The organism is Streptomyces sp. NRRL F-5135 (genome assembly GCF_000719775.1).
Taxonomy (GTDB): Bacteria; Actinomycetota; Actinomycetes; order Streptomycetales; family Streptomycetaceae; genus Streptomyces; species Streptomyces hebeiensis.
Window position 1 is genome coordinate 24,880 of sequence record NZ_JOHR01000031.1, and the last position, 14,503, is coordinate 39,382.

The 14,503-nt window shown below is 67.6% G+C and carries 28 protein-coding genes; all 28 read right to left on the reverse strand.

Annotation, left to right across the window (positions count from 1 at the left end; genetic code table 11):
- Nucleotides 1–51: 51 nt before the first annotated feature.
- Nucleotides 52–1,518, reverse strand: a complete 1,467-nt coding sequence (locus IG02_RS0134340; RefSeq protein ID WP_030757234.1) for a phage portal protein — start codon at nucleotides 1,516–1,518, stop codon at nucleotides 52–54.
- The gene (locus IG02_RS0134345) at nucleotides 1,515–3,269 is read right to left on the reverse strand and encodes a terminase (protein ID WP_051766117.1); all 1,755 of its coding nucleotides are present in this window, start codon (nucleotides 3,267–3,269) and stop codon (nucleotides 1,515–1,517) included. The genes IG02_RS0134340 and IG02_RS0134345 overlap by 4 nt, the downstream gene beginning before the upstream one ends.
- A complete protein-coding gene (locus IG02_RS0134350; protein ID WP_234315017.1) occupies nucleotides 3,250–3,651 on the reverse strand; it encodes a hypothetical protein in 402 nt (133 codons plus the stop codon). The genes IG02_RS0134345 and IG02_RS0134350 overlap by 20 nt, the downstream gene beginning before the upstream one ends.
- A 124-nt stretch (nucleotides 3,652–3,775) precedes the next feature.
- Nucleotides 3,776–4,402 (reverse strand): bifunctional DNA primase/polymerase, encoded by a 627-nt coding sequence (locus tag IG02_RS0134355; protein ID WP_030757243.1) that lies wholly within the window; start codon nucleotides 4,400–4,402, stop codon nucleotides 3,776–3,778.
- Nucleotides 4,403–4,545: 143 nt separating this feature from the next.
- Nucleotides 4,546–4,806 carry a hypothetical protein gene (locus tag IG02_RS38090; RefSeq protein WP_051766120.1) on the reverse strand — a complete coding sequence of 87 codons (261 nt, stop codon included), beginning with the start codon at nucleotides 4,804–4,806 and terminating at the stop codon, nucleotides 4,546–4,548.
- A 408-nt stretch (nucleotides 4,807–5,214) separates the two neighbouring features.
- A complete protein-coding gene (locus IG02_RS0134370; RefSeq protein ID WP_030757248.1) occupies nucleotides 5,215–5,427 on the reverse strand; it encodes a hypothetical protein in 213 nt (70 codons plus the stop codon).
- Nucleotides 5,428–5,628: 201 nt separating this feature from the next.
- Nucleotides 5,629–6,336: an endonuclease VII domain-containing protein gene (locus tag IG02_RS44035; protein ID WP_078855054.1), complete on the reverse strand. Its 708-nt coding sequence runs from the start codon at nucleotides 6,334–6,336 to the stop codon at nucleotides 5,629–5,631.
- Between the two features lie 360 nt (nucleotides 6,337–6,696).
- On the reverse strand, nucleotides 6,697–6,945 hold the full coding sequence (locus tag IG02_RS0134390) for a hypothetical protein (RefSeq protein ID WP_030757254.1): 249 nt from the start codon (nucleotides 6,943–6,945) through the stop codon (nucleotides 6,697–6,699).
- Between the two features lie 21 nt (nucleotides 6,946–6,966).
- Nucleotides 6,967–7,170 carry a hypothetical protein gene (locus IG02_RS0134395; protein ID WP_158712433.1) on the reverse strand — a complete coding sequence of 68 codons (204 nt, stop codon included), beginning with the start codon at nucleotides 7,168–7,170 and terminating at the stop codon, nucleotides 6,967–6,969.
- Entirely contained in the window at nucleotides 7,163–7,480 is a 318-nt protein-coding gene (locus IG02_RS0134400) for a hypothetical protein (protein ID WP_030757260.1), read from the reverse strand. The genes IG02_RS0134395 and IG02_RS0134400 overlap by 8 nt, the downstream gene beginning before the upstream one ends.
- Nucleotides 7,477–7,836: a hypothetical protein gene (locus IG02_RS0134405; protein ID WP_051766124.1), complete on the reverse strand. Its 360-nt coding sequence runs from the start codon at nucleotides 7,834–7,836 to the stop codon at nucleotides 7,477–7,479. The genes IG02_RS0134400 and IG02_RS0134405 overlap by 4 nt, the downstream gene beginning before the upstream one ends.
- Complete coding sequence (locus IG02_RS0134410) at nucleotides 7,836–8,051, reverse strand: hypothetical protein (protein WP_030757266.1); 216 nt, start codon at nucleotides 8,049–8,051, stop codon at nucleotides 7,836–7,838. The genes IG02_RS0134405 and IG02_RS0134410 overlap by 1 nt, the downstream gene beginning before the upstream one ends.
- Before the next feature lie 132 nt (nucleotides 8,052–8,183).
- A complete protein-coding gene (locus IG02_RS0134415; protein ID WP_030757270.1) occupies nucleotides 8,184–8,426 on the reverse strand; it encodes a hypothetical protein in 243 nt (80 codons plus the stop codon).
- Between the two features lie 135 nt (nucleotides 8,427–8,561).
- A complete protein-coding gene (locus tag IG02_RS37275) occupies nucleotides 8,562–8,828 on the reverse strand; it encodes a hypothetical protein (RefSeq protein WP_037805106.1) in 267 nt (88 codons plus the stop codon).
- Complete coding sequence (locus tag IG02_RS0134425) at nucleotides 8,825–9,538, reverse strand: hypothetical protein (protein WP_030757273.1); 714 nt, start codon at nucleotides 9,536–9,538, stop codon at nucleotides 8,825–8,827. Before IG02_RS0134425 ends, IG02_RS37275 begins: the two co-directional genes overlap by 4 nt.
- A gap of 146 nt (nucleotides 9,539–9,684) precedes the next feature.
- Nucleotides 9,685–9,873, reverse strand: a complete 189-nt coding sequence (locus IG02_RS0134430) for a hypothetical protein (protein WP_030757277.1) — start codon at nucleotides 9,871–9,873, stop codon at nucleotides 9,685–9,687.
- Nucleotides 9,870–10,154: a hypothetical protein gene (locus IG02_RS0134435; RefSeq protein WP_030757280.1), complete on the reverse strand. Its 285-nt coding sequence runs from the start codon at nucleotides 10,152–10,154 to the stop codon at nucleotides 9,870–9,872. The genes IG02_RS0134430 and IG02_RS0134435 overlap by 4 nt, the downstream gene beginning before the upstream one ends.
- A gap of 7 nt (nucleotides 10,155–10,161) precedes the next feature.
- Nucleotides 10,162–10,410 (reverse strand): hypothetical protein, encoded by a 249-nt coding sequence (locus IG02_RS0134440; protein ID WP_030757283.1) that lies wholly within the window; start codon nucleotides 10,408–10,410, stop codon nucleotides 10,162–10,164.
- Entirely contained in the window at nucleotides 10,407–10,532 is a 126-nt protein-coding gene (locus tag IG02_RS43575) for a hypothetical protein (protein ID WP_267958560.1), read from the reverse strand. The genes IG02_RS0134440 and IG02_RS43575 overlap by 4 nt, the downstream gene beginning before the upstream one ends.
- 56 nt (nucleotides 10,533–10,588) lie before the next feature.
- Entirely contained in the window at nucleotides 10,589–10,825 is a 237-nt protein-coding gene (locus IG02_RS0134450; RefSeq protein WP_030757286.1) for a hypothetical protein, read from the reverse strand.
- Between the two features lie 3 nt (nucleotides 10,826–10,828).
- Nucleotides 10,829–11,038, reverse strand: coding sequence for a hypothetical protein (locus IG02_RS0134455; RefSeq protein WP_030757289.1), 210 nt, complete (start codon nucleotides 11,036–11,038; stop codon nucleotides 10,829–10,831).
- 100 nt (nucleotides 11,039–11,138) lie between these two features.
- Entirely contained in the window at nucleotides 11,139–11,405 is a 267-nt protein-coding gene (locus IG02_RS0134465) for a hypothetical protein (protein WP_030757291.1), read from the reverse strand.
- 58 nt (nucleotides 11,406–11,463) lie between these two features.
- On the reverse strand, nucleotides 11,464–11,745 hold the full coding sequence (locus IG02_RS0134470; protein WP_158712434.1) for a hypothetical protein: 282 nt from the start codon (nucleotides 11,743–11,745) through the stop codon (nucleotides 11,464–11,466).
- Between the two features lie 130 nt (nucleotides 11,746–11,875).
- A complete protein-coding gene (locus tag IG02_RS0134475) occupies nucleotides 11,876–12,142 on the reverse strand; it encodes a hypothetical protein (protein ID WP_030757296.1) in 267 nt (88 codons plus the stop codon).
- Nucleotides 12,143–12,334: 192 nt separating this feature from the next.
- Complete coding sequence (locus IG02_RS0134480; protein ID WP_030757299.1) at nucleotides 12,335–13,015, reverse strand: DUF6197 family protein; 681 nt, start codon at nucleotides 13,013–13,015, stop codon at nucleotides 12,335–12,337.
- Between the two features lie 110 nt (nucleotides 13,016–13,125).
- A complete protein-coding gene (locus IG02_RS0134485) occupies nucleotides 13,126–13,326 on the reverse strand; it encodes a hypothetical protein (protein WP_158712435.1) in 201 nt (66 codons plus the stop codon).
- A gap of 43 nt (nucleotides 13,327–13,369) precedes the next feature.
- The gene (locus tag IG02_RS37280) at nucleotides 13,370–14,185 is read right to left on the reverse strand and encodes a hypothetical protein (protein WP_037805107.1); all 816 of its coding nucleotides are present in this window, start codon (nucleotides 14,183–14,185) and stop codon (nucleotides 13,370–13,372) included.
- Between the two features lie 71 nt (nucleotides 14,186–14,256).
- Nucleotides 14,257–14,478 carry a hypothetical protein gene (locus tag IG02_RS0134495; protein ID WP_158712436.1) on the reverse strand — a complete coding sequence of 74 codons (222 nt, stop codon included), beginning with the start codon at nucleotides 14,476–14,478 and terminating at the stop codon, nucleotides 14,257–14,259.
- Nucleotides 14,479–14,503: the final 25 nt, after the last annotated feature.

Below are 14,503 nucleotides of genomic sequence, written 5' to 3' on the forward strand. Positions count from 1 at the left end.
AGGACCGTGATTCCGGCCTGGGCCCGTCGCCACCGGGCCACGGCAGCGGAACTATCCGAGACTGTCGACGCCAAGGTCGACCTCCGGCGGATTCGCGCTCGCCGGCGCATCGCTCGCGCTGAGTGCAGCAAGGCGATCCAGCAGCGCGTTGCTGCTGGATCGGCCGGCGCTCCGGCGGCGGTCGGCCGCGATGTGCTGGCGCTGCGCCTCCGTGAACCCGGCCATCTCCAGGGTGACGTCCGAATCAGCCAGCAGGATGTTCGCCTGGACGAGCTTCACGGTCGCGTCCACCTGGGCCGCCACTGTGGGCGTCGCCGGGTTCCGCCACACTGTCTCGATCCGCCGGGTCGTGTCGGGCGGTTCTCCGTCGCGCACCCACAGGGCGAGCCGCATGGCCTGCTGCCAGCCCGCACTGAAGCGGCGGATGCGACGTTCTGCCTTCTTGACCTGCCGGTTATCGGCGAACCGGATGGCGTCCGCCGAGGCGGGGTTGTCGCTGCTGTAGCCGAGAACGTGCGGGGCCACCGACATCTGCGACGCCATGATCCGCGCATACAGGTCGATGATCTTCGTCATGCCGGATGGGTCGTGCGCCGGGAACTGACCCACCGTCGGGATGTCCCCGTTCTCGTCCCGCTCCAGGCCCAACATGCGCCCGATGTACGTCTGCCAGGCGTCCAGCGCATTCCCTTCCGCGTCCTGGAACGCCGATTCGGATGCGCCGAGGATGTATCGCTGCGGTGCGCCGAAGAACTCGGCCGCCACCTCCATGCCCATCAGGCGACGGCAGGCCGCATCCGTGATCGACATGACCTCGGGCGTGATCTCGCTTTTGCCGACCCGGTCTGCGGTGCGCTGGCGGTTCGCCAGGCGCACCACTGGGACGACGCCTAGGTCGTGCATATCCCGATCGACGACCTCCCATCCACCCGACGCGTTCGGCAGGCACATCACCGTCTGGTCAGGCAGATACAGGACGAGCATCCGCTCCTCGGGGCCCGACTCGATGTACGAGTCGGCCTGGCACTCGCGCAACGCCGCCGTCCCCATGCGCAGGCGGGCATCCCACATCAGCGTCATGTCCAGCGGCGACTCAGCCGAGATCAGCGGCGGGCAGTCCTCGTCGCAGCTCCCTGATCCGACCGCCAGGTACTCGCGGCCGTACACCAGCGCGTCCAGGTGCGCGAGACTCGACTCGTCGAACAGGTCGTTCGCCTCGGCAATCTCCGTCAGCTCCGACGAGTCAGAGCCATCGGCCCAGCGGAACGCCTCCAGGTCGATGCGCTCCTCCAGACTCTCGACGCCGACCCGCGGCCAGCCGATCACCGTGTGCAGGCTCTTGAGCTGCGGCGGAATACTGATGCCGAGGTCCCGGATGAGCTGCTCACCGTTGAAGTAGGCGTCCCGCAGCAGGAGGGCGTACCGGTCGCGCATCATGTCCGCACGCAGCAGATGGATCAGGGCCAGTTCGTCATCCGACAGCGTCAGCAGAGGCAACTCGGGGATCGAGAGGGTCATCGCAGCACCACCACCCTCCCCTTGCCGACAGCCTTCTTCTTGGCCCGCTTCGGCGAGTTGAGGATCATGCGGCGCAGCATCCGCGCCCCGACCATGCACACCGCGAGGTCAATCTTCCGCGCACTCTCGCGGTGCTCCTTGCCGATCGTGATACCCCAGCGGTTCGTCCGCCGCCGAGCGTTGATCACATGCGTGCGGAGTGTCTTGTGTCCGTCATGCGTCAGCGTCCTCTCCAGGACGTCCGCGTGCGCACGTTTCACCGCTTCCGTGAACGTCTCCTGGTTTCGGGGATCACGCATGTCCCAGCGCACCGCGTGCGCCTTTGGACCCGACAGTACCGACCGCAGGGCCAGCTTCGGGCCCCACGTCTGACCCCACAGGTCGATGTGGGCGTCCCAGTACATCTCGCCGTCGTCGTCATCCTGGCCGGATCCCGGGTCCGCGAAGAACGCCAACACCCGGTACCGGGAAAACGCGTTCTCCACCACGCCGTGAACGTCGTCTCGCGGCACCCGGTACGGCACGAAGCCCGGCGTGTTTGGCGCTGGCCAGTTCGCCGGCTTCTGCCACACGCCCAGCGCGGTGACGAAGCCATCCGACATGCGGCATGCGCACAGGCCGGTCGCATCGTCCGACTTCGACCCGTCGAAGAACAGCACAACCTCGTCGCCGTCGGCGAGCGTCAGATCCTCGCGCTTGCAGGCTTCCCACTCGTAGCGGGCCATCCATGCATCCTCGGCCGCGACGATCTGGTTGTACCAGAACCGCCGTGACCGGCTCGGCGGGTTCCGCGGGTCCAGAATCGACGCCTTCAGCCGGTCAATGTCCAGCCAGGTCGAATCCCCGCGCACCGCCCGCAGCGTCGGCACGATCCACGCCTCGGTCAGCTTCGCCTCGGGCGGCGCCTCAAGCGTGTCGTAGAACAAGCCGGTGTCCACCACGCGGCCCGCTTCAGCGGCCTCGTAGGCGTCCCGAGTGCGCTCCGCCACCGAGTCCTCGCCCGGCTCGAACGCATTCGTGTCCGCCAACGTCCGGGACTGGCCGTCCGCCGACTTGGTCGCGTTGCGCTCAATCACGGCCGCCATCTCGTGGCCCGAGTTCGACTCCAGCCAGTGATGCGTCTCTCCCATGTAGGTGGCCGTTGGCCGCCCACCTTCCAAAGCGCGAGGCGACGATGTCACGGCCTCGATGCGGGCCCGCCCCTTGTCGGCGTAAATGATCTCCTTGCCGAGGTCGATGCGGTACCGCTCGATCGCTCGCTTCGTGAACAGCCCCGGGAACAGAGTCATCGTGTTCCGCGTCTGGTCCTGAGAGACCGCCGCCATCTGAACCCATGCCGCCGGATGCTGCACCCCAAGCGGCTGCCCAGGCGGAACACCCCACTCATTGCCCTCGTCCGCAACCTCACCAAACCGGCACGGGCCGACGAACTCGAAGGCTCCCCACGTCGCCTTCAACGGGTCCTTCCCGTGGCCCTTCAGCCTCTGAAGCACGCCGTCACGCCACCGGAACCGGTTCGTTTCCGGGTCCATCGCGTACCACCACAGCGTCAGCCGGGCTTGCTCGGGTGTGTACTGCCAGGCCTTCCCGACGTAGTGCTGCAGGTACGTGGCCGTCCACGCCAGACACTGCCAGCCCAGCGTGTACTCGGGCAGGACGAACCGTCCGTCCGGGCCGCGCTTCCACGTCGGACCGAGCGTGAACGGCTCGACGACGTCGGGGACCTGCTCCTCAGCCTCCGGCAATGTCACGGTAGGAATCCAGTGGACTCACCGACGCCAGCTTCGGCCCAGCCAGCTTCTTCCGCTCCAGCTCCATCCGAGCCCGGCGACGATCCCCCTCCGTCGTCAGCAGCGACGACATCACCGAGTTCAGTGCCGCCACCAACTGGCCGTTCGGGCCGCGCTCTGAGCAGTCCAGGACGCGGGACATCAGCTCCGCTGCATACCGGGCCACCGCCCAGTCCGACGGCTCATAGAACGCCGCCTGTCCCGACTCACGCAGCGACAGATACCAATCCGTCGCGATCGGATCCCACAGCGGACTCGGCTCCGGCAAGTCCGGCAGACCGTCCGGTGCACCTGACGGCGCCTTGGTGATCGAGTCCTTCTCATTCTTCGAGCGATGGCCCATGCGCTCCTCAGAGCGCTTACCGACAGGTCCACGAGCGCCCATGACGACCTCCAGGGTCAGAGCGCGCCACCAGGGCGCGCAGAGGGCTGGAATCAACGACCCCTCGCAGGACGCCGCCAGGGCGTCAGAGCGAAGCGATCAAACCGGCCGCGTCAGGCAGCTCGGCAAGACTGAGGGGCGTACCCGGAACCCGGTCGCCCACGATGATGTAGCGGCGATCCGAGTACACCTCGACCGCCAACTCCCCCCGGCGAATTCGCCGGCCGTGAGGCACCGCCCCGCGGAACCACAAGTGCAGGCCTGTACCGGACCGGCCGCGCTCCATGTACGTCGGCGGCAACTGATCCACGATGGTCTGCGCCCACGGCAGCACCTGGCCGTCCTCGACGGCGTGGTCCAGGTCGACAACGACCATGCCGTCGCCAGCCGTCAGCACGAAGCCGATACCGTCGCCCGTTCGCGATGCGGCGACCGCGGCATAGTCGGACCAGGACGACGGGTCACTGACCGCAGCGAAGCGGCCATCAACGCGCATCGGCACCTTGTCCTTGTGACGCACCCAACGTGGACGCGACGTCAACTCCGCCGGGATCCGCGCGTGCTGCTCAGCGGCGAGCTTCGCGTCGCGCGCGCGCTTCCGGGCCTGAGCTGCAAGGACGCGGTGAGAGTTCGTGCAGTATCGGCGGTCCGACCGGTGCACGACCGGCAACTCCCCACCGCAGTGCTCGCACCGCTTCAGCGTCCCTGGCATGCAGCCAGTCTACCGGCGGACATTAACGGCTACAGCTCGCTGACCTGCAATGTTACGAAGCCGAGACCGCCGGTCGAGGTGAGGCGCCGAAGGCGACCTCGGCATCGCCCCAGGTCAGCGGCCTTGGAAACCCGGGGGCGATGTCAGGTGCTATACGGCCCCGATCCGGAATGATCACGGGGAGGGGTGATCATCCCCGGGGCGATCTTGCTGGGTGGGTCCTGGATCGAACAGCCATACGCTGGCGCGTGGGTCCTGGCGTGGGCGATTGCGTCGGTCAGGTCCGGCTCGACATTGATGATCAGTTTGTTGTCTTCGACGTCTGTCGGTGTGATCTCCGTCGTGATCGGTACTGCGACGTCGCACTCGGGACAGTGGACCTGGAGCGCACCGACCGCTGCCATGCCTGCTCCCTACCGTCGAGGGAGTGGTGCACCAGCAGCCGATCGACCCGTCGTCCTGGGTGGTCGGTCTGGCCTCTGGTCCACACGCGCAGTCCGGTCCACTGGTGATGGTGTCGTGGTTGACAGTCGCCGATCGCGGTGACGTGCAGCGTCCTGGTCACCGGCTACGCCGACCGATGTTGCGGCGGTCGCCTGGCCAGACACCTGTGCGCTCGAAGTGGAGCCGAGCGCAGTACGCCTTGGCTCGCGGGCCGAGGTACTTGGCCAGTTGGCGTGAGCACCTTGTGTGATCACCGGGCGTGTTCCACCTGATCTTTGCTGCCCCTGCTCCGGTCGCCCAGTACTTCTTCAACTGGGCAGCGGTGCCGCGCCGGCTGCGTGCACCTCGTCCTTTGCTGGCCACAGCTCTCACCCCTTCTGCGGCGCGGGCTCCAGGTCGGCTTGTTCTTCGTCTACCCGCTGGATCTGTGCACCGAGCCCGGTGGGGATGGCGAGGCAGATGCCGTACTGGTCGGTGAAGACGGCCCATCCGTCGGTGACGGTGAGGGTGAGGTGCGGGTCTTCGACGAGGATGTCGTCCTTGCGCTGCTCGCGCGGGTGCACGATCAAGTAGGCGGGCACGGTCACCGCCTCACGAAGCTATCGGGGTAGAGAGCACGGTGTGCCGCGTATCGACGCCGGGTGCAGTACGAGGGCAGCCAGTCCAGCCAGCAGGAAATGTCGTCGCGGCAGACGCGCAACCAAAGGCGACTGGAGGCGCGTTCGGCCCACCACCAAAACTCATGCCGGACAGAGTGCAGGTGGTGGGCCATAGCTCTCACCTCACGAGGGGGTGCCGCGTTCTCGGAGATAGCCAATCGCCCGGAGCATGCGACTGATGTCGTCGCTGAAGTTCCCCAACCCGAAGTTGCAATTCTGGCAGAGCAGGCCCCGGACCTTTCCAGTGGCATGGCAGTGGTCAATGTGCAGTTTCACGTTCGTGCCGCAGATCGCGCACGCCTCGCCGTGGTTTTCCACCAGCTCACGGAATTGGTAGATGGTCAGCCCGTACCGTCTGGCGCGGATGCCTACGTCTGCACACTTCTGTGCGCAGTAGACGCGATCGGCCCTGTCGGTTATAGGGACCAGCCCGTCACACACCGGGCAGTGCTTTTCCACGTAGGCCGCGCCGATGCGGTCCCGCGTGCTGCACAAAGGGGTGCAGAAGATACGCCGCTTGGGGGCGGGACCGCCGCAGTGGAAACATGTGCCGTTGGGTTCGCGCGCCGTGCTCGCTCGGGCCCTCGGGTCCCCGTGCCGATACCACCGGATGTAGTGCGCTTCGCACCACCGGGCGTTCCGGCTCCGGCGAGGTGCCGAGCACTCGTCCAGTTCACACGCCGGGAAGGTCTCCCGCTCTCGCTTGCGCCGCTCGCGGTAGGCCTTGGCGTTGCACGCTTGGCTGCAGTACTTCCGCCACTGCCCGCGCCCAGATGGGACCTCGAAGGATGCGCCGCAGACGGCGCACGTACACATGGGTATGCTCGACATGTCGGCCTGCTTTCACCAGGTCGTCCACGGCCCCGGGAGTGTTACCAGCACTCGCCGGGGTTTTTGTTGCCTCAATTCTACCGGTCATCTCGCAGGATTCCGGGGTGAACTTCCTCTGGGCATGCGCGAGTTGGGCGGGGTTTCTCACGCTGTGCGTCGTTGCCTTGCTTGGATGAGAGCTGCATGTGGCAGGGTGCGCAGACTCCGCGAAGGGCTTCCTTCCGGTGGTCATCCTTCTTCGGCTCGATGTGGTCGCAATGCGTACTCGGGCGCACATGACAGAGTTGGCACGTCGGGTCCCTGAGGAGGATCTCCGCGCGGATCCTCGCCCACTGGGGTGGGAGGCGCCGTCGCCTGTCGCTACCCTTCCAGCCTCCGCTCATCTGCTTCTCGCCGCCCCTTCTCCTGGAGTGCGGCTCGCACGTGCTCGAGCGGGCAGCCCTCGTCGCAGTCGACCTCTTCGCAGACGGGGCAGCAGATGCCGTCCCGGTCTCGTTCGGCTTGGTCTGCGACTTCTCGCATCGTGTCGCGGTCGTCGCCGGAGAACCATTCAGCAGCGGTGCGGAGGGTGGCAGCGGCGGTGACGACTTCGGGAGGCAGATCGCTCATGCGTCCATCCTCCCCTGCCTCCTACTCCTCGGGGCTGCGTTCGGTGTCGCTGCTGACGGCCCATCCTGCGAAGCCGGCCCGCCGGTCGGGCGGGCTGCTGTCGACGATGCCGTACAGCCGGACGGCTGTGTCTTCGGCTTGTGCGAGCGGGTCGTCGTCGGCACCGTGGACTTCGACGGTGATCTCGCGGACGCCGTCGGACAGTTTCACCGTCACGTCAGGCATGGGGCGCCCCGGCGTCGTCGTTGTCGCCCCGGTATTTGGCGAGGGCTTCGTGGACGCGGGTCTCGCTGCTGTCGTTGGAGTCCCACCATTCGACGGCGTGCCAGACGTCGGCCAGCCGATTGAGGCGGACTTCGGCGCGCACGCTCCACTGGTTGAGGAGCACGAGGAGTTCCTCGGTTTCCTTCGCCGCGTCTTCCGCGTAGCCGAGTCCGGCGAGCCGGTCCGCCATCTCTCGCAGGTCACCGCGCTTGCCGACCAGGTCTTCCAGATTGAGGGCGGCGCACGCGTAGTTGTACGACCCGCCACTCATCGCGGGCTCTGCCGCGTCGCGGCGATCGCATCGGCCTGGGCCTTGGCGACTTCGGCCATGACGGTGTCGGTGAACCCGGTGAGGTCGGGTTCGACGCGGAGACGAACGGTGTTGCCGTCGGCAGCATCCTGTACGTGAGTGAGGGTGAGCTCGTTGGCGGGGATGTCGATGGTGTCGGGGGTGACGATGACCCCTCGGGCACCGATCTTGTCGGCGAGTTGTTGCCAGTGGTCTTGCCATGACGCGTCCAGGCCGATGACGTAGCGCTGGGGCGCGCACTCGTCCACGACGAGGATGAACGGCGGTCGCTGGTCGTCGGCGCCTTCGGGGAGTTCGAGGATCTGGAGGCGGGCCATCAGTCGGTCGCCGCCTCATCGACGGGGAGGGCGCCTTGCTCGATGAGATACGTGCCTGCTTCGACGAGGGTCTCGCCGAGCGCTCGGTAGACGTCTTTGAGGTGGAGGGTTTCGTCGCGGAGTGTCACGGTGAGGGTGCCGATGCGGCCGCCGATCGGGGTGGCGCCGGGGAGACAGGTGGTGACTTCTACGGGTGCTTCGATTTCTGCGGCCATGGCGCGGGCTCCCTTCATCGGACCTCGGGTTTGTGTCCGCCCGGCCCCCCACTTGGGCCGGGCGGGCGTGCGGCCCGAGCGCTGGGGGCGCTACGAGGGCCATCCTGCGCTCGACCACCGCGCGCAGGAGTTTCAGGCGGCCAGTAAGGGTGTTGCGTCGATGACTGGCGGCGTGGGGGCGGGTGTGACGAGTTCGCGGGTGTCGCGGTCGCGCCGGGCTTCGGGGAGTTCGGCGAGGTCGTAGAGGACGCCGTTGCGTCGCTGTGGGTTGTGGTGCCGGGTGAGCCGGCCTTCGGTGGCCCACCGGCGGATGGTGGTGGTCGGGCGGCCGGTCCAGTAGGCGGCGAGGTCTTCGGGTACGAGCTGCGGGGGCACTCGATCACCCCCCCCGGGCGCACGAAAGGGCCGCCAGTGGTGGCGGCCCTCCAGACACAGCGAGATCGATTGGAGCAGACGATACGCTCAGGGCTGATCAAATGGCAAGTCGTGTTGCTGAAGCGGCAGTCCGTCTCACGAGAGCTGGTCGATGTCCAGGGCTCCTCGAAAGCGGTGCCCGCACGGCTTCACGTTGATGAGGATCGCTCGCTCGTCCACCTCGAACTGTGGCGGCTCGACCATCGAATCCATCTGCTCCACGACCGCATTGCACTCGGGGCACGCCGGGAGCGGCGGATAGTCGGGCTGCTGGAGAACGCGGTCGATGATGTCGCGCTCGCGTCGCTCAAGAGTCCTTCGGATGCTGGCGACTTGCTCTGAGCCAAGTTCGATGCGACTCACGCTGCTACCCCTTCTCCCTGTTCGGTCTGAGCGAGTACCTGTTCTTGTGCGGCACGGAGTTCCCGCCACTCCCCCAGCGTCTCCCACCGGGTCCCGCAACCTCCGCAGCGGACGCGGTGGGAGGCGCCCGAGGCGGTGAGCGGTGTCCAGCACGGCTCACCGTCGTCACCACGGACGGGGCAGTTGCCGATCTGCACCCGGCCGGGCCGGCGTTCGTCGCGGGCGAGGGCGGCGCATTCGGCGTGGAGCCGTCGGATTTCTTCGATGTCGTCGGCCACTGATTCGTAACTGGAGCACGCCCACAGCAGGTTGTTGCCGAGGAACTCCACCAGCTGCGGCACCGCCTGCGCCGGGGAGCCGCGCCACGGCGCGACTGTCCAGCCGAGCGCCTGCCGCCACGCGTCCTCTACCGCTGCAAGCCGGGTCGCGACACCGCCGGGGCCGACGAGGGCGAGGACGTCAAGCCGTGGTGGGATGGGCGGCGTCTTGGAGCTGGAGGTGCCGGCGTCGGGCCGTCGGGCGCCGCGCATCAACGCTGCGGTGGTGTCGAGTTGCTGGAAGAGGCTGGGGAGTTCGGCTATCCGCTGCGCTGTCTTCTCCTCGCAGGGCCGGCAGGCGTGGCGGCCGAGTTCGACGTTCCACAGTTCGCGTCCGCAGGCGGCGCAGGTCGGCCAGGTGTAGTCGTCGGCGGGGAGGTTGGGGTCGTGCATGGTGTGCGGCTCCTCGGCGGTGGTACGGGAAGCGTGGCCACTACTGGGTCAATTGTGCACGCACAGGTTGACAACGGCGGGGTATGGCCGTGACGGGCATGCGTGAGGCCCGCCACCGGATCATGGCGGGCCTCAAGGCGGGGCGGTCACTGCGTCTGTCGTCGGACGGTCACGTGCTGCCAGAGGTAGCCGCTGATCTGGTCGGTGTCGCCGGGGTTGGTGACGATGGTGGGTGCGGCACTGCGGTCGAGGGCGCGGACGGCGGTTTCACCGTCGTTGTGGATGATGATGTCGCCGATGCGGAGGTCGTCGGCGGGGATGTGCAGGTCGGTCACGGCTGCTCCTTGCTGGTGATCCACCGCTGCCATGCGCCGAGTCCGGCGGCGGCGGCTTTCTCTCGGTTGGTTTCGGCTCGGCTGGACCAGGTGCTGCTGCCGGCGAGCCGCCACCGCCACCCGCTGCGCCGGCCGCCACGGTAGGAGGGTTCGATGACGACGAGCAGCCGGCCGCTGGAGATGACGTGCCAGATTCGGGTGTCCGCCCAGTCGGGGGCTTTGACGAGTTCGGAGGTGTCGATGATGGCGCGGGCCGTCTTCGTCGAGAGGGGGCGGGGCACGTTGTCCTCACTTCCCGGTGAAGTGGTCGGTGCAGTCCGGGCAGAAGTGGTATCTGGGTGCGGCCCAGTGCGCTTCGATTTCGGCTCGGGTTCGGAGGGTCATGTACGGCTCGCGGAATTCATCGCGATCGGTGATTCGGCTGTGGGTGCGGATGTTCGGGTTGCAGCGGGCGCGCTGGTCGGGGCCGAAGCGGTGCAGGTCGTATGCGTCGTCTACTGTGCCCGCCCACTCGCGGACGTCCTCAGTGGCGGTCATCGCTGCGGCCCCGGGTTGGAGAAGTGGTCTTCGACCTCGCAGTCGCCTTCTGGGTGAAAGGGGCAGCAGTCGTCCGGGACGTTCACGTGCTCGAAGTCCTCGTAGCTGTCGTCGTCGCTCATGCTGTTCCTCCGGGTCGGTGGGCCGCCGTGCGTTCGACACAGCGGCCCGTGGCAGGTCAGGGGGTGGGTGCGTCGATCAGGGCACGGCATTCCTGGCACCACTTTTCGTCGGCCGCTTCGAGGTTCAGCGGCACGTCACGGTTCGGCGCCGGTGCCACGATGCCCTCGGTGCTACTGCATGCGATGGCGTGGAAGTCGCAGTCGTCGGTGCAGCGGAGTCCGGCGGGCTTGTGCCAAATGGTCTGGTCGGGTGTCCGGCCGTGGCCGGGGACACGTTCTGGTGTGGCGAGCATGGTTTACTCCTCGGTCTCAGGGGCGTGGGTGATTCGAAGGCGTGCAGCGGTGGCCCGGGTGAATCCGTAGACGAAGTCGCCGCAGCGGACTTCGATACCGTGGGCGTTGATCGCGGTGATGCGGTAGTCCCGTTTACGGTTCTCCGGGAGGGTGGCGGCTTCAAAGTGGACGAAGTCGCCCACCTGGAAGGACTGGCTGTTGATCTCGATCACGGGTATTCCTCGGTTTCGTCGTTGTCGTCGTCCTGCTCGCCCCGCGATCGGTCCCAGGCGGGAGTCTCCTCCCACCACGGGACTGGCAGGGGCGGGGTGGTCACGGGCGAGCCGCCCTGGGCGTCTCGTGGCGGGCGGCGATGAACGCCTCCCGGTGGTTCTCCATCGCCGCGTCACGGCTCGTGGCGCGCTTCGACGACTTGTCGATGACGTAGCCGCCGATCACCATGCCGACGTGCCGCTTGTCGACACTGTCGTCGAACACGACGGTGTCGTAGTAGTCGGCGGCGATACGGATCGTCGACACCGTCAGCTCCTTGTCGCCCGCGATGACGGGACGCTGGGCGACGATCTGCGGGATGCTCACGGGTTTCTCCTATCGGTTCAGGCCGGGCGGGACTGCCCAGCGGGGTTGGTGCCGCGGTTCAGTCGTCGCCGAGGGCGATGGCGTGGACACGGCGGACGGTGAACGGCTCACCCGAGGCGACGCCCTTGCGCTCCATCTCGTCACACAAGTCCAAGACCTTGTTGAGGCGTTCGGCGGTCTCGGACTCCCGCTCGAAGCGGGCCAGGACCTCCACCGCGCCCGCGTGCGTGTGGGTGGCGCACAGAATGTTCAGCAGGTAGTCGCGGGCAGTCATCTGGCGGCGCGCTTCGAGCTTCGCGCGGACACGGGCCTTAGTGGCTGCCTTATCTTCGGCGTTCATGAACATCTCCTGTCGATACGGGCCAGTCGTGCGGGTGCACGGCCGGCGGGGGTCGGGGTTAGGCGGGTGTGTGTGGCGGTGCGGGCCTCCAGGGCGGCGATCCGGGCCGTCGCCTCCCGCAACTCGGCCTTCAGCCGCTGCACCGCCGACGGCGGCGCCGACCCGATGTCGGGGCGGGCTCCGGGGCGGGCATCCGGGGGGTGCGGGACGGCAACGGAAGCCGGTAGGAGTAGCCGTCCGCCGGCGGGTTGTACTTGCACCAGGTGGCGGTTTCGGTCCGCCACTTCTGTGCGGCGACCGCGCCCCGTCTCGGGACTTCCGCCACGATCGTCGACGAGCCGCCCGGCCCGTCGAGGACCAGACGCACCCACAGCACGGGCAGAGTGATCGCGGACATGAGGGCTCCTCAGGCGGTGAGGCGCAGGTTGCGCTTTCACGCGTTGCGTTCACTGCGTTTCACCTGGCGGCGGACCGTCTTGCGGCCCTTGCCAGGCTGGCTAGCCGCAGCAGTAACAGTCGTGGCCTCCGGGGCCGTTCGGGCAGTGACGGCCGATCATGCGGGGCATCGGGTTCTCCTAGCTGTGGCGTCTCATGACGTTGGTGTCGTGGCGGTCGTTGCTTGGTCATCGCGCAAGCGGTTGATGGTGCGGGCCACGACGTCGTGGAGGTCGTCGGCCGTGCGGCCGGGTGCGTCATTCCAGACCGTGACGTCGTCCACTCCGAGGGTTTCCGCTAGGGCAGCCGTGGCCGCATCTGCGAGAACGCTCGGCCCGTATGCCGTGGGAGGACGCGGATCACCTTCGGCCGCGATATTGATAGCCCCCCGCGCGCAGACACGGCACTGGCTGGGGTCCAGGTCATCGCCGTACTCCTGGTCGGTGTCGTGGAAGGTAGAGGCGTCGCCCTGGCACCAGCCGTTGGTGATAAGCACGGTGAGGGCCTTGTCGAGGACGTCGGCGGTCTCCGCCTGGGTGGGCACGTAGGGCGGAATGGGCAGCTGCGGACCGTCGAAGCCGTCGAATGAGCCGTCATGGGCGTAGATGGCGTCGACGATGGTCTTGGTGAGGGTCGCGTTCGGGCTGGTCCAGTCGGCCTTGCCCTGGATCGCCTTGACGAATGCCTGTGCGGTCGACGGGCTGGCCCACGTTGCTGGCATGCGTCGGTTGGACGGTGGATGGATGACGAAGCAGGCGTCGGGGTGGTCCGGGAAAAGTGGCGCAGGCGCAGCCCTGATGACGAGGCCGGGGACATCGGTGGGGCGGGCAGTCACTTCTCGTACTCCTTCCGGCTTGGGGGATGGTTGGGGTTCCGTAGCCCTGCGGCGCGACCGTGGCAGGCCGCGGGGCTTCTTCCTGGCACCAACCTCGCGAGATGGCACACCTAGTTGGCGAACGGGCAGTCGGGGCGGGGGCAGGAGCAGCGGACCAACTCGTGCGTGTCCATCCGCGAGACCAGCAGGTACGGCCGGCCGAGGTTCGAAACCTTCACGTGCATGAAAGAGAAGGGGATCCCGTCGATCTCCCGGTTCCAGGCGTGCCGGACGCGGTTCTCCATCTCACCTGTACGCGGACCGATCTTCATGGAGTGCTCCTCAAGCAGGGTGGTCTGGCAGGTCGGGGCGTTCTCAGGCGGCATTCCAGAGCCGGTCGGCGGCGATGGTGTGCGCGGCGGCGAGGAGCCGGCGGGCGGGCCTGGCGCCGAGCCGCGCAGTCAGGTCGGCCTGCGCGTCCGCGTCGTCGACCGTCGGGTCGAGAAGGAGTTCGGCGACCTGGTCGGGCGTCGGGATGGTGCGGGCCGCCACGGACTCCGGGTCGAGTGCTGTGACGTGGTCGTGGCCGACGTGCAGCGCGACAGGCTCGTACAGGCCGGGCACATGCAGTTCGTAGCCGCGGCAGCTCAACTCGTCGCAGTCGCAGCCGTATACCTGGAACTCGGAGATCCCGATGTCGGAGAACGTCATGGCGAAGGTGCCGTGGTAGCGCACGGGGGTGCCGTTGCGGAGCCGCGTCGGCGCGGTCGGCGCCTTGTACGGCTCGGGCTCGACGTCGGCAGGGAGGCCCTGTCCGGCCTGCTGTCGGGCGTTGACGATCTGTGCGGCACCGTGGCGCAGGTTGCGCGTCCAGCCGGCCGGGAAGTAGTCGCCGTTCACCACGTCGTACCACTCGACGTGCACGCGGGTGCCCGCGCCCTGGAAGAGGAAGCCGACAGTGCCGGCCTTAGGGTGGACGACCTTCCAACCGCGCATGGTGAGGCGGAACTGTTCCTCGTGCCAGCCGCGGGTGTTGAGCGCGTCGGTCGCCCACTCCCACTCGGCCAGCTCCGGGGGGAGCATGCCCACGAGTTCGACGGTGACGTCTCCGACGGCGCGTAGGACCATTTCGTCCGCGTTGTTCCGCTCGCCGGCGGTGACGTTGCGGGTGGTGAAGGAATAGGCCTTCATGCGGGTCCCCCTCGGTCTGGTGTGTGGTGGTTCGGCGGGCCCGACCTCCCCTGGTCGGGCCCGTGGGTGGGTCAGGCAGTGAGTCGAGCGGCCAGCGCGCGCAGGTCGCCCATGGTGAGGCCGGTGCGGACGCCGTCGCCGTAGATACCGTTCGTCGCCTCGATCATCAGCCGGTTGTCCGGCTCGTCGGCGTACACCGTCAGCACGTGGGCCAGTGCCTCCTCGGCGGTGGCGGGGGCGTCGCCGTACTGCTCCATCGCCTCGCGGCGGATGCTGTCCATGGCTCGGGACATGTCGACCTCCTCGGTTCGTGTATAT

Excerpts from the sequence above, each read along its gene's own strand:
- IG02_RS0134470 (WP_158712434.1), bottom strand. The coding sequence starts at position 11,745 with ATGAACGCCGAAGATAAGGCAGCCACTAAGGCCCGTGTCCGCGCGAAG.
- IG02_RS0134340 (WP_030757234.1), bottom strand. The coding sequence starts at position 1,518 with ATGACCCTCTCGATCCCCGAGTTGCCTCTGCTGACGCTGTCGGATGAC.
- IG02_RS0134405 (WP_051766124.1), bottom strand. The coding sequence starts at position 7,836 with ATGGCCCGCCTCCAGATCCTCGAACTCCCCGAAGGCGCCGACGACCAG.
- IG02_RS0134485 (WP_158712435.1), bottom strand. The coding sequence starts at position 13,326 with ATGAAGATCGGTCCGCGTACAGGTGAGATGGAGAACCGCGTCCGGCAC.
- IG02_RS0134495 (WP_158712436.1), bottom strand. The coding sequence starts at position 14,478 with ATGTCCCGAGCCATGGACAGCATCCGCCGCGAGGCGATGGAGCAGTAC.
- IG02_RS0134355 (WP_030757243.1), bottom strand. The coding sequence starts at position 4,402 with ATGCCAGGGACGCTGAAGCGGTGCGAGCACTGCGGTGGGGAGTTGCCG.
- IG02_RS0134410 (WP_030757266.1), bottom strand. The coding sequence starts at position 8,051 with ATGGCCGCAGAAATCGAAGCACCCGTAGAAGTCACCACCTGTCTCCCC.
- IG02_RS43575 (WP_267958560.1), bottom strand. The coding sequence starts at position 10,532 with ATGAGCGACGACGACAGCTACGAGGACTTCGAGCACGTGAACGTCCCG.
- IG02_RS0134425 (WP_030757273.1), bottom strand. The coding sequence starts at position 9,538 with ATGCACGACCCCAACCTCCCCGCCGACGACTACACCTGGCCGACCTGC.
- IG02_RS44035 (WP_078855054.1), bottom strand. The coding sequence starts at position 6,336 with ATGTCGAGCATACCCATGTGTACGTGCGCCGTCTGCGGCGCATCCTTC.
- IG02_RS0134450 (WP_030757286.1), bottom strand. The coding sequence starts at position 10,825 with ATGCTCGCCACACCAGAACGTGTCCCCGGCCACGGCCGGACACCCGAC.
- IG02_RS0134390 (WP_030757254.1), bottom strand. The coding sequence starts at position 6,945 with ATGAGCGATCTGCCTCCCGAAGTCGTCACCGCCGCTGCCACCCTCCGC.
- IG02_RS0134475 (WP_030757296.1), bottom strand. The coding sequence starts at position 12,142 with ATGTCCGCGATCACTCTGCCCGTGCTGTGGGTGCGTCTGGTCCTCGAC.
- IG02_RS0134395 (WP_158712433.1), bottom strand. The coding sequence starts at position 7,170 with ATGCCTGACGTGACGGTGAAACTGTCCGACGGCGTCCGCGAGATCACC.
- IG02_RS0134400 (WP_030757260.1), bottom strand. The coding sequence starts at position 7,480 with ATGAGTGGCGGGTCGTACAACTACGCGTGCGCCGCCCTCAATCTGGAA.
- IG02_RS0134440 (WP_030757283.1), bottom strand. The coding sequence starts at position 10,410 with ATGACCGCCACTGAGGACGTCCGCGAGTGGGCGGGCACAGTAGACGAC.
- IG02_RS38090 (WP_051766120.1), bottom strand. The coding sequence starts at position 4,806 with ATGGCAGCGGTCGGTGCGCTCCAGGTCCACTGTCCCGAGTGCGACGTC.
- IG02_RS0134350 (WP_234315017.1), bottom strand. The coding sequence starts at position 3,651 with ATGGGCCATCGCTCGAAGAATGAGAAGGACTCGATCACCAAGGCGCCG.
- IG02_RS37280 (WP_037805107.1), bottom strand. The coding sequence starts at position 14,185 with ATGAAGGCCTATTCCTTCACCACCCGCAACGTCACCGCCGGCGAGCGG.